We start from the raw sequence: 15,975 nt of genomic DNA on the forward strand, positions 1-15,975 counted from the left end.
ATCCTAATAGCTCATTGCTGGGCTGTAATTTGTGCTTGATTCATAAACTACTACTGGAGTTCCGTGAGGAGCAAGTTCAAATAATCTTCCTGCCATAGCTGGTGGCATATTTAAACATCCGTGGCTACCGTTTGAGAAATAAATTCCTCCACCAAAAGCCCCTCTCCAAGGTGCATCGTGGAAGCCTTCTCCGTCCCAACCTATTGGCATCCAGTATTTTACAGGGGTTTCATATCTTGACCCATCAAAACCATCTCCCCTTAGGGTTTGGTTAGCTGCTTTAGAAAGGATTGAACCAACTCCAACATTGGTTGCCCACTTGGTAGTATTTGGCATACCTGATACAATATTAGTTTCAAGAACAACTTCTCCATCCAAATAAAACCACATATATTGACGGGAAAGGTCCACTTCTACATAGGTGTTTCCTATATCAGATCCGTCAGCTTCTCTCCTAAATCCAGTTCTCTCGTAAACTGGCTCTATATTTCCAGATTTTCTTTCATTAACTAATTCATATACAGCATCAACTGTTCCTGGCACATCAAGTATAAAGCCGTAAACTCCTGGGTTTACAGTGATTTTGCCAATGCCTGTGGCATTAAAAGTCCTATTTGTTCCGTAGGTATCAGTTTGATCTGCAATTTCTTTGACATAGGAAGTTAACTTGTCGTAATTAAGCTCAAAACTTCCCTTATCTGTATCAAACATATCAATTAGCTTTTCGCCTTCAAGTTTAAAGTCAAAACCATTGAAGTTAAAACCTATTTTCATCCCTTCTATGGTTTTGCCATCCTCAAGAAGGGCTGCAAGTTCCTTGGAATTGTTCTTAACTGTTGGATTTATATAATCATTGTCATCAAGGACAATTTCATCTTTGTGGTTATAGATTGCATCCTTAATTTTTGCTGAGAGTTTTCCAAAGTCAACCTTATTTCCCATCACTTCTGGAAAAATTTTAAAGGCTCCATTTTCGTACTTAAGCCTAGCATTTTCTGGTTCTTTCACATTGGTCAATAAGGCCTGCCCTTTTAGGTTTTTATCAAGCTTTGCTTCATCGTATTTAACATTATAATCAAATGTAAAATCGTCGTTTGCTATTTTTGCAAAGGCAAGCGGCCATTTAAATGGATTTTGGTCTATAGATGCAGATTTTGGAATACTCGCACTATAGTCAATTTCCCTTAGGTCAATTGTTGCCTTTCTTTCATCCCTGCCTACTACAGTGATTGTAAAAGGTTCAGCAGGTTTTCTAAGAGCCTCATCTTTTGAGGCATAGGAAATATCCCTGCCGTTTACCTTGGTATTTGGTAGGGCTATAAAAGTAAATATTACTGTAACTATTAAATAAAGTGCTATTATTACAAGAATAAATAGGGTTAGGGCCCTAGATTTCTTTTTGTTGTTTGCTTCTGTTATGACGTCCTCCTCAATCTGGTCTCTTGCCAAAATATTGGTAAAAATCTACCTTTTGGCCACCATTGTATAATTTTCTTTTCTTAGATATTTTTCTCTTAAAGGTCCTATCAAATTTCTCGTCAGCTGTTATAAAATAAAGTGACCAGGTATCAAGGCCTGCCAATTTATTGTTGATTTTTTTATAAATATCAACTAGATCATTGTCTGATAGCCTCATTCCATAGGGTGGGTTTGAAATAAAAACCCCATAGTCATCAGCAAGGGCAACTGAGCCAAAATCTCTGGTTATGAAAGAAATATCTTCCCCAACTCCCGCATTTATAGCGTTTTGCTTGGCTAGCGAAATGGCCCTGCCTGATATATCTGAACCTAGGATATTTAACTTTTTGGAATAGTCGATTCTCTCCATTGCTTCTTTTTTGGCATCCTTAAAATATTTGGGATCCATAAATTTAAAGCTTGTAAAATCAAAGTCCCTATCGATGCCAGGTGCAATATTACGAGCGATTCTTGCAGCTTCTATGAGAATTGTCCCAGACCCGCAAAATCCGTCAAATAAAAACCTGTCTGGATTATAAAAAGAAAGGTCAACAAGAGCTGCTGCCAAGTTTTCTCTAAGAGGAGCTTTGACAGTTCCTTCCCTGTAGCCTCTTTTGTGAAGGCCATCCCCAGATGTGTCTAAACAGACCTTGACAATATTTTTCTCTATCATTATTTCGATATTAACTCTCTCAGCTGATTTTTCAAAAAAAGTTTTTTTATAGTAATTTTTCAACTTATCTATAAGAGCCTTTTCGCTTATGGACTGAATCGACCTTAGTGAAAATAATTTTGACTTATAAGATCTGGCATTTACAGTAAAGTTGCTATCTTCATTTAAAATATCCTGCCAAGGAATTTTATTTACATTTTCAAAAAGCTCTTCAAATTCCATGGCCTTAAAACTTGCGACTTCCAAATAGACCCTATCAGCGTGTTTTAGGTTTATATTTAATTTTGCTAAGTCGGATAAATCGCCTTTTAGGCTAATCAATCCATCACTTACTTCATAGTCTTTATATCCCATATCCCTTAGTTGGAACTTGACCAGGCTTTCTAGACCAAAGCTTGTGGTAATTAGTATTTTTTCCATACTGATATTATAACTGATTTTTGACTCTTTTCATCTTTTTTTGCAAAGGAAAAGCCACTTTCGTGGCAATTAATTTTCTTCAAAAAATTTATAGGACATTTCGTAAAGAATTTTCCTCTGATCTTCGTTAGTAAAGGAGTGATCAGCCCCTTCAATTTCAAAATATCTGGCATTTTTATAGGAATCTCTTAGTTTTTCATTAGAGTCCCTAAATACTAAAGTATCATCTGTACCCCTTATGATTAAAACATTTCCTTCATATTTGCTTGCTGACCCATATATATCTTTTACAATAAAATCTATTAGGAAATTTATATGAATTTTAACTCCCCCTATATCCGCTTCTTTAACTTTTGAAATTAAGCTTTCATAGGGCATGTTGCTTTCTATCTTGGTTTTGCCTGAAACTTCTCCTTCAAAAACAGTTTTAGCCATGACCTTCAAATAATCTTTGTTATTCATATCGCTAGCAGGGGCTAAAAGTGCCATGGCTCTTGGTTTTAATTTGTATGCCATAAGGCTTGCTAGAACTCCGCCTAAAGAGTGACCAATCCAATAAAGCCTATCCTTATCTACATAATATTTCATCTTAGCAAAGTCATGGATCATTTCAAGTTCTTTTTCTTCACGACTTACAGTCATGTCATAAAAAGACCCGTCTGATTCACCAGAACCTGAAAAATCAAACCTAAAGACCACATAGCCCCTTTCTGTGAGGTATTTGGCGTGGTTTATCCTGAAATTTACACTACCATTCCTATCTCCACCAAAACCGTGAAAAATTATTACACTTGGATATTTTTTATTTTCGTCAAAGTCATCTGGGGTGTTTATCACACCCCTCATAACTATGTCATCTTCTTTTTTTATCTGTTCATAAAAGTATTTCATTAAGCAAGTACCCTCGCAACTTCAATACCGCACGCAGAGGCTTGGGATAAGGAGTGAGTCGCACCTGAACCGTCGCCTACGCAGTAAAGTCCCTTTTGTTTTGATTCGAATTTTTCATCTACTTCTATTTCTGAATTGTAGAACTTAACTTCAATTCCGTATAAAAGTGTATCGTCATTTGCCATACCTGGAGCAATCTTGTCTAGTTGGTAGATCATCTCGATTATATCGTCAAGCTGCCTTTTTGGCATAACAAGAGAAAGGTCACCAGGAGTTGCATTCATAGTTGGCTTGGTGAAAGATTTTTCCATCCTTCTTTCTGATGAACGACGGCCTTTTACAAGGTCACCAAATCTTTGCATCAAGACTCCTCCGCCCAGCATATTAGATAGTTTTGCAATTGATTCACCATATTCATTTGAATCTTTAAATGGCTCTGTAAACCTATTTGTAACCAAAAGAGCAAAGTTGGTATTTTGTGATTGGAGTTTTGGATCTGTAAAGGAATGGCCATTTACTGTCAAAATTCCATTGGTATTTTCTGTTACAACGTGGCCATAAGGATTCATGCAAAATGTTCTTACAATATCGTTGTATTGCTTGGTTTGATACATTATTTTAGCTTCATAAACATCATCTGTTATGTGTTTAAAGACTTCAGCTGGCACTTCTATCCTAAGCCCAATATCAACCCTATTTCTCTTAGATTCGATGCCAAACTTATCGCAAACATCACCTATCCACTTAGATCCAGACCTTCCTGCCGCAAGAACTAAATCATCAGCAGAAAATTCCTCGCCCTTATTGGTTTTAACTATGTACTTTCCATTTTCATAATCAACGTCTTCCACCATAGTAGAAAATTCAAAATCTACTGTATCTTTCACATAATCATAGATTTTTTGTAAGATTATCTTGTTTCTGTCTGTACCAAAATGACGGACTTTTGCATCTAATAAATGAAGGTCGTGACGAAGACATTTTGTCTTAAGGTCATTTTTATCTGTGCTATATAATTCCAAATCGTCCCCACCATCAAAACTCATTAGGACGCTGTCAACATATTCCATAAGTTCCATGGCTTTTTTCTCGCCAACATAGCGGTGAAGATCGCCACCAAAATTAGTTGTGATATTGTATTTACCATCAGATAGGGTACCTGCACCACCAAATCCGTACATTATATTACATGGTTTACATCCTATACAATGGTCAACCTTGCCTTCTGTGATAGGGCAAGTCCTGTTTTGAACCTTACGGCCTCCATCAATTACAAGGACCTTTTTCTTAGTTTCTAATTTTGTAAGCTCATAAGCAAGAAAAGCTCCAGAGGCCCCTGCTCCTACTACAATAATGTCATAGTTTTTCATGATTTCTCCTATCCAATTTAATAAAAATTCGTGACATTTTTCTAATTTAACCTGCTATATTATACAAGTTAAATGCCTAATTTCAAACTATCCTTTACATTTTGAAAATATATGTTAAAATATATGTAATTTATTGAATCACTTGTAAGTGCTAAGTAAAGTATATGTAAATACTACATACAAATCAAAAAAAATTCAGTTAGAAAGGATAGCCAATGAAAAAAGCATTTAAAAAAGCCTTCCCCTATACTATACCCGTTATAATCGGTTATATGTTTTTGGGAATCACCTATGGCATTATGGTTAGCCAAGCTGGTTTTAATCCACTTTTCGCACCAATAATGTCACTTATCATGTACGCCGGCAGCATGCAATTTGTAATCCTCCCCCTGCTTAAATCTGATGTATCTATTATTGCAATTATTATCTTAACCTTATCGGTTAATATCAGAATGATGTTTTATGGGGTAAGTTTATTAAAAGAGTACAAAAATTCCAGATCAAAATTTCTTTTTATCCTAACCCTTTCTGATGAAACCTTTGCTCTTGACACATCTATAAAACCACCATCAGATGTGAATAAGGCGGATTTTTTCCTTGCAATTGGAATTATTAATTACCTGGTTTGGGCCCTAGCTTCTTATATTGGCGCCCTTCTTGGAGGCCTAATTAGCTTTAATACAATGGGAATGGATTTTGTCCTTACAGCACTTTTCCTTGTGCTTTTGGTTGAGCAATATTTCTCAACTCCAAACCACAAACCGCTCAAATTAGGACTTGCCCTATCAATCATTGCCCTATTAATCTTTAAGCCAAATAATTTTATGATCCCAGCCCTACTATTAATCGCCCTTAGCCTCTATGGCCTAAGAAATAGAATCGAGGAAAAAAATGACTAAGATTTTACTATGCGTGCTTGCATCATCACTTACAACTTTTTTAATAAGGTCCACCCCATTTTTCTTTTTCTCTAGAAAAGAACTTCCTGACCTAGTTAAATACTTTGGAAAATACCTTCCTTTTGCCCTCATGCCACTCTTGGTGGTCTTTGCCCTCAGAAATATAAACCTAATGGTCTATCCCTATGGGCTTCCTGAAATAATAGCCAGCGCAACGGTTATTATCCTTCATGCAAAATTTAAAAAGCTATTTCTTTCAATTTCTTTTGGAACTTTTATATATATGGTCCTCATTCAATTAGTTTTTGTCTAAAATTGTAGTAAAGTATTATTATAGAAAAGAATTAATAAAATGAGGTTAATATGAAAAAAGATATAAGTATATCAAACAATAAGGCCGTGATTAACTTTTCAAAGGCCTTTTTTAATGACACAGATGACTTATTAAGGAGCCAAGGATTCTTTGATGTAATCTGCTCCTTTGTAGCCTACCACAAGGAAAACCAAACAAGAATCTATACCTACCTAGAAAAATTTTTTAGGGCAAGTGATATAGAAATCCTTGCAGGTGAGATTAGGGATATTACCAAAATCTTAACTGTAATGAGCCTTGATGAAATTTCCGAAAAAATCAACAAATACCACGACCTAGACAAGGAAAGAGATGCCCTAATAAGAATTGTTGAAGACATCTACGATTATTGGAGAAAACTTGAAAGATATTCCGTTATCGAGCAATCTGATTACGACAGGGGTATAGAAGTAGAAAACTTCCTTTCTTCAAACATCAACTTCAAGGACCTTATCCTTGATATATATAGAAAGGCAGAATTTTCTGTCACAGGCAAGACTCCAAAGGTCTTTAGGCAAGTACCAGCAGGAGCCAACGCTTCAATAATTGTCAAAAATTTTGAAATTGATTATCCAGAAGACCTACAGTTTTTAAATGAAATTCCATTTATAACCAAGGTAATGATTGAAACTCCTTATATAACCTACACCAAGTCCAACAAAAGGGATGGTTTCTTTGAGGAAGTTTACGAAAATCCAATAAAGGGTCTAGATATAGATACAGATGAATTTTTGTGTTATCCTGCAAAAGTAGGTGACAACCTAGTATATATCTACTTCCACCACGACCTAATCACCCACGGCATCTCTGCTTCAAACTTATTTGACCTAGCAGATGAGGAGGAAATCCAATCCAAGAGACCGGATGCAATTTACTTATTTGGTGGAGAAAATTCTAAGGACCAAAATGTTTTCTATGAAAATAAAAACGGCCTATTAATTGGCTATGTAAACTATACAGACAAGAAAGACTACTTTGGTTATCTAAAAAAGATGTGCCTAACTCTTTCAAATATCATATCAATGAAAAAATCCTACCTACCAATCCACGGAGCTGGTGTAAATGTAGTTTTACAAAATGGAAAATCAGCTAACGTTGTAATCCTAGGTGACTCTGGAGCTGGAAAGAGTGAATCTATCGAAGCTTTCAGAACACTCGCCAAAGACTACATCAAAGACATGACAGTAATCTTTGACGATATGGGAACATTTAGACTCAAAGACGACAAGGTAATGGCCTATGGTACTGAAATTGGTGCCTTTGTAAGGCTTGACGACCTAGATGCAGGCTATGCCTTTAAGCAAATAGACAGGTCCATCTTCATGAACCCTGATAAGATAAATGCAAGGCTAATCATGCCAGTTGCGGACTACAGCCAAATTATGGCAGGCTACGAAGTTGACTTCTTCCTCTATGCAAATAACTACGATAAGCTAAAGAAGGGTGAAGACTCAATTTCAATCCTAGATGACGAAAAAGAAGCAATAAAGATCTTTAAAAGAGGAGCTAGATTTGCCAAGGGTACAACTACAGAAACAGGCCTAGTAGAATCCTACTTTGCCAACCCATTTGGCCCTTATCAAAAGCAAGATACTTGCGATAAGCTAATCGAAACCTACTTTAACAAACTTTATGAAAACAATAAAAAAGTCGGCCAAATCAAAACCCAACTTGGAGTAGAGGGCATGGAAACAGACGGTCCACTAAAATCAGCCAAGGAACTTTTTGAAATAATCAAGGCCCTATAAATAGGAAAAAATCATCACCTTACTTGAATAAGGCGATGATTTTTTTATTTAAGGTTAAAACCTAGTCAATTTTATATCAAGGTTTTAAAGAGTATTCTACTTTCCCCCTTCTTTGCCTTGCCTTTATTTTTGAACCTTAGCTTCTATAGTGGCCTTGTAATTTATTAGCTCGCCTGTTTCTGTTTCTACATATTGTTCAAAGTTGATTTTTACAGCATCGCTCACATTGTTTAGGGCGTAGGCTTCTTGGGCCCCCACGGTTTTTGCTCCTATTGGTGTTTCTTGTGCGTATTTTAAATCTTCAACTGCCGAATATGTTTCAGCCATCTCTCCCTTTTCATCAATTACAGAAGATGGGAAGAGATATAAATCTTGAATTTTATTGTCAAATCCCAAATTTTCATAGGAGTAATCGATACAAATAACTTCTGCTGGGTCCTTGTCTACAAATTCATTTCTTCCTTCAAGGACTTTTACAGAATTAACCACAAGCTTCCACTGGCCATCCACGACCCATTCCTCGCCTTCTTTAAGCTTGGCTATCTCACCATCTGAGCTTTCTTCCTCAGATGTATTTTCTCCTTCATTTGAGCTTTCTTTTTCTTCTAACTTTGTTTCTTCTTTGGCTTTCTCATCAACTTTTTTATCGCCACAGGCAACCAAACACGCCATAGCTAGGCTTGTTACGAATACTTTTTTAATTTTCATAATATCTCCTTATCCTCTTCCCATTATTGATAGGATCTTTGCGTAGAGTGGTCCTGAGAATGAATATTCTACGACTGTTTTATCCCAATCTAAAATCTTATTTGCATCTATTATCTCTGGGTTAAGACCAGTTATTTGGCCATTTTTATCTAAACTTACAAGGCTTTCTATTTCCTTATCCCTGTAGGCGATTTTGATTTTCACACTTGGCATATCTTTTTCTTGGCTCTGGCAAATGAGGACGGTTGACCTTTGGCAAATCCCATCAAGAAAGTCATTATCTTTTTCGGTGACCTTGCCATCATTACCCTTATCAACAGACCTTAGACTTACTACTGCATTCTCCCATTTTGGTACAACTAGGTAAAAGTCATTACCAGTTAAAAATGCACTATTATCATCATAAGGATCTCTCTGGCCTTCTAAGATTAGTCTTGGGTCTTTATAGTCTGCAAAGCAAGCTTGCCAGGCAAATAGTTTGCTCATTACATTAGGTAGAGTATCTTCTGCATTGGCCCTGCCCATATAGATTATAAAGGCACTTACATTTTTATCATCTGGATCTATACCAAGCTTTGTAGCCATCCTTACAAAGTCATCTGAGTATCGGTTAGTTTTATAATCAGGTCCAGCTAGGGTTTGGATTTCTATTGCTTCCCCTATGCCTGCATCTGAATAGATTTTGCTAAAAAACATTAGTCTACCTACTTCATTTACATAAAATATATTAGAATTATCTTGCCACAAGTCTTTGATGGCAAAACCTTCTTTATTTCCCATGTCATACTGGTAGGAAGGATTTGATAAATAACTGTCATAATGGTCAATTATGTGCCTATAGTAGTCCGCTAGGCTTTTTTCCATTAAGTCTAATTTCTGGTCAGGACTAATAGCAAAATAGGATAAGAGCTCATCATCTGTAAGACGCTTGCCATCTTTAATTGAAAAATTATAGGCCCTATATACTTGAAAACCTGAATCAATATTATTGTAGAGATGGATGAAAACACTTAGGATTTCTTCGTCTTGGTAGGTTGAAAACTCTGCATGAACAAAGGGTTCATCGCTATCTTTAGAATAATCGTCCGCATCCTTGTACATGGTTTTTAACTCTTCAAGGTCCTTTTCTATTTCCTCATTGGCTTGGTCCGCATCCTTTGAATCCAGCAAAATTTTTGGTAGGTGGATACCAAAGCGGAGACCCTTGGCCTTTTCCATTTGTTTTTCATCTACAAAATCCTTAAAGACTTGCCTATCTTCTACTAGGGTTGACTTACTACCTGCCTTTGCTCCTTCTAGGGCCTGAGCCTTTATTGGTTTTCTTTTAAAATTTATTTCTTTTACTAATTTTAAATCTTCATTGCTTTCTTCCTTGGCTAGGGTTTTTTCTTTAGGATTTTCATTTTCATCTTCAGATTTTTCTGCCAAATCCTTTGCTTTTTCTTCCCCTTCTTCTTCGCTTATCTTTGTAGGTTCTTCGTCAAGCTTTTCTTTACCACAGCCTACTAAAGCCAAGGCTAGAAAAATAAGAAGAACTTTTTGCCTTTTGCCTATCATAAACCCCCTCCTTACTTAAATTTGATCTTATCTCCCTTGATTTCACAGCTATTTTCTCCATCAATACAAGAGTTTTTAAGGCCGTATTCATGCCTTATAAATTCATCATGGCTTATAAGATTAGTCACTTCGTGTTTGTTTTCAACCTCATAGGAGTGCCTTGCATCCTGGTTCCTATATTTACTGTAGACATTAAAATAATATATGAAGCCAGCAACTAAGAGTAACCAGAAGAAGTTTCTGGAATCTTGAAACTTTGTATCATCAAATATATCAAAAGCTGCAACGAACCATAGGACAATGGCTATTAAGAAGCTTATAACTTCCACAAGGACTGATGCCATAAAAAGTTTTTTGAAATTTATAGGCACTGATCCCATGGTTTCCTTAGTCCTTGCATTTACTGCAACATAGTGTAAAACGTGTTTATCGCCCTTATTTTCCATATAGGAGTAAAGCCAAACCGGCAAATAGGAAGCCTTCCAAGAATCTCCTTTTACAATAAATTCTTCTTCTTCCCAGTTAACTCCTCTGTCATATTCTTCGATGGTATCTTTGATGGCAAATCTAGCCACATCTGAGCCCCACACGTCTGTAATTTTTTTAAGGTCATATACATTGGTATCTCTCTTTTCGGATGTATAGCCCTTAAGGTAGTTGGCATTGTATTTGACACAATTTTCTGTATCAAAAGGCATGATTGAATTTATGATATTTGTTGTCTTTTCCTTTGAAGAATAGTCAAGTTTATCCAAACTTGATTCTATTGATAAATCATCAATGCTTATGTCAAAGTCCCTGCCTACCCTGTAAAGATCAGCATCATAAATGGTTTTTTCATCATCACCATCTTTTACTGTCCTAGTATTGGTTAAAATTTCTCCCTTGCCGCTAAGTTTCATATGGCCGTTTATATCAACAAGCATATATGGAAAATATACCCCACATATATTTTCGGCATTAAATTCCTTAATAAATTGTGGGTGAGCAAAGGTCTTTCTTTGACCAACAAAATTTTCAATCTCTTCTTTTGCTTCATTCTTAGTCACAGAAAATGGCAAAATTACGTCAGGTACAGCTCCGTTAGCAATTTTAGAATTTATTGAAAGTGTATTTCTGCACCAATGACACCTGGCTTGGGTAGAAGTTGCTGTATCGATAACTACCTCAGCCCCACAACTTTCGCATTTTAGGGTAATGATATCACTAGCTTCTAGGTCTATATCTACTGCACCACTACGGGACTTGCTTCCTTCAAGGCTAGATATTTCATCATCTGCCTCTGCCATATCTAGGTCAAATTCATGCCTACAAAAATTGCACCTAAGCTTGCCAGTTTTGGTATTTGTAGAAATATCAGTTGACCCACACTTTGGACACTTAACCTGGCCATCTTTTGCTTGGTCTGTATCTTTAATAATGTTTATGTTTTCATTATTATCTCTTTCGCCTACCATAGCCTCCTCCTTAGAATCCTAAAAGATCAGATTTAACCTTATCAAATTCTTCCTGGCTAATAACTCCTGCATCTAAAAGTTTTTTCATTTGAATTAATTTTTCTGTTGGATCGACTTGTGCGTTATTTAACGTTTGTTGGTTTTGTTGATTTTGGTTTGGAATATTTTGTCCTACTCCAAAATTAGGTTGGTAAGAATTTGCTCCCTCAGGCTGGTTAAGTCCAACTGCCATAGATCCTGCAGCATTCATTCCCATGCCCATAAAGGCCATTCCTGCACCACCGCCATTTTCTCCTGCCCCTTGCATGCCCCTGGCAACAGATTGTTGGAAGAAAGAATTTCCACGACTTCCTGAAAGGGCATCCGCTTTTTTCACATCGGATAGGAGTTTCTTGGTATCCTCGTCATATTCGATAGCAAGGATAGCAGTTTTTATTATTTCAAGGCCCCTATCGGTCTTCCATTGGTAGGCATCTTCTACTGCCTGGGTTAAGGATTTGGCAAAACCAATCTGATCGCCTTGGATTTTGCTCATCCTATTTCCTCTGGATGGGTCATTTGTATAATTAGAAAATGCAGCAGAAAGACTTCCTACAACTTCATTAAATAGCTGTTCGACAGCTCCATTATCCATATCGTTAAAATCGAAAACTTCTTTATCACTGATTAGGTATTTTTGTGGGACGAAGTTTTTGACAAATAATAGAGGATCAACAATCTTTATTGTGTAAGTTCCCCTGGTTACTGCCCCTACTTGGGTGCCAAAGTAGGCATCATCCCAATAGATTTCACTTTGGGTGCCGAAGCGGTTGTTTGGTATTTCCTTTAAGTTAACATAAAATGCAAGTTGTTCAGCTCCTGGCTGACCACCAAATTTAATTTTCTCCCAAGTAGACTGGATAAGAGATCCCATGATCCCATCACCGGCAAAAATCGATTTAGAATTTGCCTCATCACTTGAATAAATAAAGCCCCCTGGCTCAGCAACTATGCCTGTTATCTTACCATCTTCGATAGTGATTAGGGCTGTGCCTTCTGGAACAATTATTTTAGATCCATTAGAAATAATATTTTCACTTGTACTTGTGTTTGAACCTCTACCTTGGTTTGTTGCTTGACCTTGGGCTGGAAATATTCCTGCTGTGGCAGAAATCCCTGGCATAGGTTTATAAAAATCTAGCCATTGGTCTGCAAAAGTCCCTCCGAGCGCTCCTGTAAATGCCTTTATAAATCCCATTTTTACCTCCTAATTTTTTTCTTATTTTAAGTAAATTTTATTAATTTACCTTGCTCTTAGTTTTATTAAATCACATTAAATTAGTAAAATAAATAGACCAAAAGGCAATCTTTGTTGAATTTTACAAAGATAGACCTTTGGTCTATATGAAAAAAACCTAATAAAGGCAAAAAACCAGCCCCTATCTTTACCATTCTAGTAAAAATAAGACCTGGTTAATTAATTTTTTTATTCTATTTTTTCATTGGCCCGTTCTTTTCTTCATTGGTATTGCCTATTATCTGATCAACCATGCCGCAGCCCTTGATTAGGTCAAGGTAGAGGAGCAATTCTCCCCTGGATGATACATTTAGTTTTTTATAAATTTTTAAAATATGGTGTTTGGCAGTACTCTTGCTAATGTAGAGTATTTCAGGTAGCTGGTCTACGTCATAACCCTTTATCAAAAGAACTAAGACATTTAGCTCTGCAGGAGTGAGACTTGATGTTGCTTCAATGAATTTTTTAAACTTATATTCCAAGTAATTTGGTAGGCCTTTGATAGGCTTACCCTGCATTTTTTCCCTGATGGTTTTAATAAATTGATTTATTTCATAAAAACCAGACTCAGATATTTCACGCATATATTTCTCATCTAGGATTTTTCCCTGGTTTTCAATAAGGGCAAGGCCATCAGTAATAGGACTTATGTATCTACGAGTAAAAGTCCAACTTATAACTATTGCAAAGAATAAAAATAAAACTACTGATATAGTGAGGTTTGTAATATTTCTAATGACATCCTTACGATAATCTTCCATGGGAATCATACAAACAATCATAGATTTTTCGCCATTTTCTATCAAGGATATTTCCCTTTCAAGACCAATATAGGTAGACTTCTTGCCAGCAAATTCCTTTAAACCTCTCGAATAATCTTTAATTTCTAGAATATCTTCTGGCAGATAATAATACCCATCTTCAGTACCGCTACTTAAAGCCTTTTTAGTATCTATATTTTTATCAACGACCGGCAAAAAAATTGAAGTTAATTTTTTTAAATTACTTGGCTGGGCTATTTTTTCTTTAAAAAACATCTCTTCTACTTCAAAACCGCATGTTCCATAAATTGTCCCATCCTCACCTATTATAGGCAAACTTATCAGCATTACTTTTTGATTGGTTCCTGCAAGCTCAAAGACCTTGCTAATCATATATGACTCATACAAGGAATTATTTACATTTTCAGCAAGCTTAGCATAGCTAGGAATCCTAGATATATCATATTCTAATTTCCATTTTCTATGAGGCATGGCCTTATGAATCCTGCCTACATCAGCGTCTCCCCTATAAACTGTAACAGAAGACTCATTCAAACTCCTAGAATCTAGTTTCAAATACAGGCCAGACCTAGAATTTTGGGCTCCATCATTATGGGAATTTACAGTTGTATTCCACAAGACGAAGGCACCTGAAACATCCGCATAAAGCATAGAGCTTTTTAAATTTTCAAAAATCCTGTCTTGAAGCTTGGTTAAAAGTTTTTGATTATCCCTTAAATCCTCAAAACTTACTCCTTCTTCTTCTAATAGATTTTCTAGATAATCCCTTGATTCTTGAGATAAATGCATGGCAGATATGGCTGATTTATCAAAATAACTATTGATTTCTTTATCTAGCATAGACATTTGTATATCAAGACTTTTTATATAAGTTTTTCTGACATTTTTATACTGGTCGAATAAGACCATGGCTATGACGATAAAAAACAATAAAAGACCTGCAAGTATTATCATGTAGGCAAATAATTTCCTATACATGGAATTTTTTTGATATTTATTAAATATACCAAACAAGACCTTCTCCTAAATCATCCTATAAGCATTTGCCAACATTCTTCTATAAGTTTATCCAAATCTTCACCCTTATTGTACCTTTCTACAAAGGATTTTTGCCTGTCCCTTAATTTGCCATAAAAACTTGAGACCTTATTATAATCATAAGATTCACTTAGAAAATTATAGTTCTCTTGCATCTTTGAAAGGCTATTATAAAGTTCTTTATAGTCATTGTTTTCAAAATCCATTGATGAAATTTTTTTAAAGGCATCAGGTCTTACTGGCATATAACCAGTTTTTGTAACAAAATCTAGGTTTCTTTCGCTTTCTGTAATCCACTTAGCAAATATAGCACAAGCCTTAGCCTTATCCTCACTTGTCTTATAGGCACAAAGTCCTGTCCCTGCTAGGGTGTCAAATTTATTTTCATTTTTATTTACTGGCAAAGGCAAGACCTTAAGGTCCATATCCTCAGATGTATTATCTGGATAGGTTACTATATCGTTATAATACAAAACAGCAGCAGATGAACTGATTCCTGCCGGGACCTCTCCTGTCATCATCTGGGTATTGGCATAAAGATCAGATACAATTATATGTCCCTCTACCAATGATTTCATAAACTTATCAAAGTTCTTTTTAAAAGATAAATTATCCTTATCATACCAACCCCCATCATTATGAAGACTTAGGTTAGGATCTTCAGAAAGAGCGGATAATTCTATTTCCCTTAGAATATAGTCCATGGCACAAAAAGCCTTGCCATCAGACCATTCGTAGAATTTCTCAGCTACTTCAAAAAATCCATCCCAAGTTTTTAAATCATCATAGGTCAGGCCTGTCGCTTCAGAAAACCTAGCAAACATAGACCCATTTATATAAAGCATGTGGGTTGATTTTGAGATAGGAAAAACTAAAAGTTTATTACCCACTCTCCCATCATCTAAAAAATCTTCTTGATAAGCTTTGAGTTCTTCTTTTGTAAAATAATCTTCCCAATCAACTAGGTTTTCAATCCCCAAATCATCTGCATTTCCACTATGGCAAAAAAACAAATCTGGCATCTTTTTTGACCCAGACTTCTTAGCTTGGGAATCTAGAAGCTCTTCGCCAATTTCTGCAGAATTAGATGTAGCAGTGACATTTATTATAATACCTTCCTTACTGCCAACAGTTTCGTTAAAATCATCAACGAGCTTATCCATTGGAGATGAGGCTTGTTCGCCATAAACATGCCACATTGTGAGACTTACTGGTTCTTTTTTATTACTTAAAAGTATAAGGACCAAGGCAATAATTACAAAAACAAATATAGTAATTATCCCCAGTCTTTTGTATTTGCTCTTTTCCATAGGACCCTCGATTCAAAATTAAAAACATCTTCTCTA

13 protein-coding genes are annotated in these 15,975 nt (G+C 35.9%); 3 read left to right on the forward strand and 10 right to left on the reverse strand.

Annotated features, from left to right (window positions below; translation table 11 throughout):
• Window positions 1-3: 3 nt before the first annotated feature.
• The 4 genes from K8P03_RS01505 to K8P03_RS01520 form a co-directional block, all read right to left on the reverse strand.
• A complete protein-coding gene (locus tag K8P03_RS01505) occupies window positions 4-1,449 on the reverse strand; it encodes a L,D-transpeptidase family protein (RefSeq protein WP_223417799.1) in 1,446 nt (481 codons plus the stop codon).
• Complete coding sequence (locus tag K8P03_RS01510; protein WP_223417801.1) at window positions 1,430-2,551, reverse strand: THUMP domain-containing class I SAM-dependent RNA methyltransferase; 1,122 nt, start codon at window positions 2,549-2,551, stop codon at window positions 1,430-1,432. The genes K8P03_RS01505 and K8P03_RS01510 overlap by 20 nt, the downstream gene beginning before the upstream one ends.
• A gap of 69 nt (window positions 2,552-2,620) precedes the next feature.
• Window positions 2,621-3,442, reverse strand: a complete 822-nt coding sequence (locus K8P03_RS01515) for an alpha/beta hydrolase family protein (protein ID WP_223417803.1) — start codon at window positions 3,440-3,442, stop codon at window positions 2,621-2,623.
• Complete coding sequence (locus tag K8P03_RS01520; RefSeq protein ID WP_223417804.1) at window positions 3,442-4,812, reverse strand: NAD(P)/FAD-dependent oxidoreductase; 1,371 nt, start codon at window positions 4,810-4,812, stop codon at window positions 3,442-3,444. The genes K8P03_RS01515 and K8P03_RS01520 overlap by 1 nt, the downstream gene beginning before the upstream one ends.
• Window positions 4,813-5,027: 215 nt before the next feature.
• On the opposite strand from K8P03_RS01520, the gene K8P03_RS01525 reads away from it, so the two are divergent.
• The 3 genes from K8P03_RS01525 to K8P03_RS01535 are packed head-to-tail and all read left to right on the forward strand — an operon-like array spanning window position 5,028 to window position 7,811.
• Window positions 5,028-5,711 carry an AzlC family ABC transporter permease gene (locus K8P03_RS01525; RefSeq protein WP_223417805.1) on the forward strand — a complete coding sequence of 228 codons (684 nt, stop codon included), beginning with the start codon at window positions 5,028-5,030 and terminating at the stop codon, window positions 5,709-5,711.
• Window positions 5,704-6,024 carry a branched-chain amino acid transporter permease gene (locus K8P03_RS01530; RefSeq protein ID WP_223417806.1) on the forward strand — a complete coding sequence of 107 codons (321 nt, stop codon included), beginning with the start codon at window positions 5,704-5,706 and terminating at the stop codon, window positions 6,022-6,024. The genes K8P03_RS01525 and K8P03_RS01530 overlap by 8 nt, the downstream gene beginning before the upstream one ends.
• Window positions 6,025-6,074: 50 nt before the next feature.
• Window positions 6,075-7,811: a phosphoenolpyruvate carboxykinase gene (locus K8P03_RS01535; RefSeq protein ID WP_223417807.1), complete on the forward strand. Its 1,737-nt coding sequence runs from the start codon at window positions 6,075-6,077 to the stop codon at window positions 7,809-7,811.
• 123 nt (window positions 7,812-7,934) lie between these two features.
• Here the strand turns inward: K8P03_RS01535 and K8P03_RS01540 are convergent, their stop codons facing one another.
• The 6 genes from K8P03_RS01540 to K8P03_RS01565 form a co-directional block, all read right to left on the reverse strand.
• Window positions 7,935-8,519, reverse strand: coding sequence for a hypothetical protein (locus tag K8P03_RS01540; RefSeq protein WP_223417809.1), 585 nt, complete (start codon window positions 8,517-8,519; stop codon window positions 7,935-7,937).
• 9 nt (window positions 8,520-8,528) lie between these two features.
• Entirely contained in the window at window positions 8,529-10,076 is a 1,548-nt protein-coding gene (locus K8P03_RS01545) for a hypothetical protein (protein WP_223417810.1), read from the reverse strand.
• Between the two features lie 11 nt (window positions 10,077-10,087).
• Entirely contained in the window at window positions 10,088-11,533 is a 1,446-nt protein-coding gene (locus K8P03_RS01550; RefSeq protein WP_223417811.1) for a TFIIB-type zinc ribbon-containing protein, read from the reverse strand.
• A gap of 10 nt (window positions 11,534-11,543) precedes the next feature.
• Window positions 11,544-12,770 carry an SPFH domain-containing protein gene (locus K8P03_RS01555; protein WP_223417812.1) on the reverse strand — a complete coding sequence of 409 codons (1,227 nt, stop codon included), beginning with the start codon at window positions 12,768-12,770 and terminating at the stop codon, window positions 11,544-11,546.
• 233 nt (window positions 12,771-13,003) lie between these two features.
• Complete coding sequence (locus K8P03_RS01560) at window positions 13,004-14,605, reverse strand: helix-turn-helix transcriptional regulator (protein WP_223417813.1); 1,602 nt, start codon at window positions 14,603-14,605, stop codon at window positions 13,004-13,006.
• A gap of 14 nt (window positions 14,606-14,619) precedes the next feature.
• Window positions 14,620-15,939, reverse strand: a complete 1,320-nt coding sequence (locus K8P03_RS01565) for an ABC transporter substrate-binding protein (RefSeq protein WP_223417815.1) — start codon at window positions 15,937-15,939, stop codon at window positions 14,620-14,622.
• Between the last annotated feature and the right edge of the window lie 36 nt (window positions 15,940-15,975).

Source organism: Anaerococcus murdochii (genome assembly GCF_019957155.1).
Classification (GTDB): Bacteria; Bacillota; Clostridia; order Tissierellales; family Peptoniphilaceae; genus Anaerococcus; species Anaerococcus murdochii.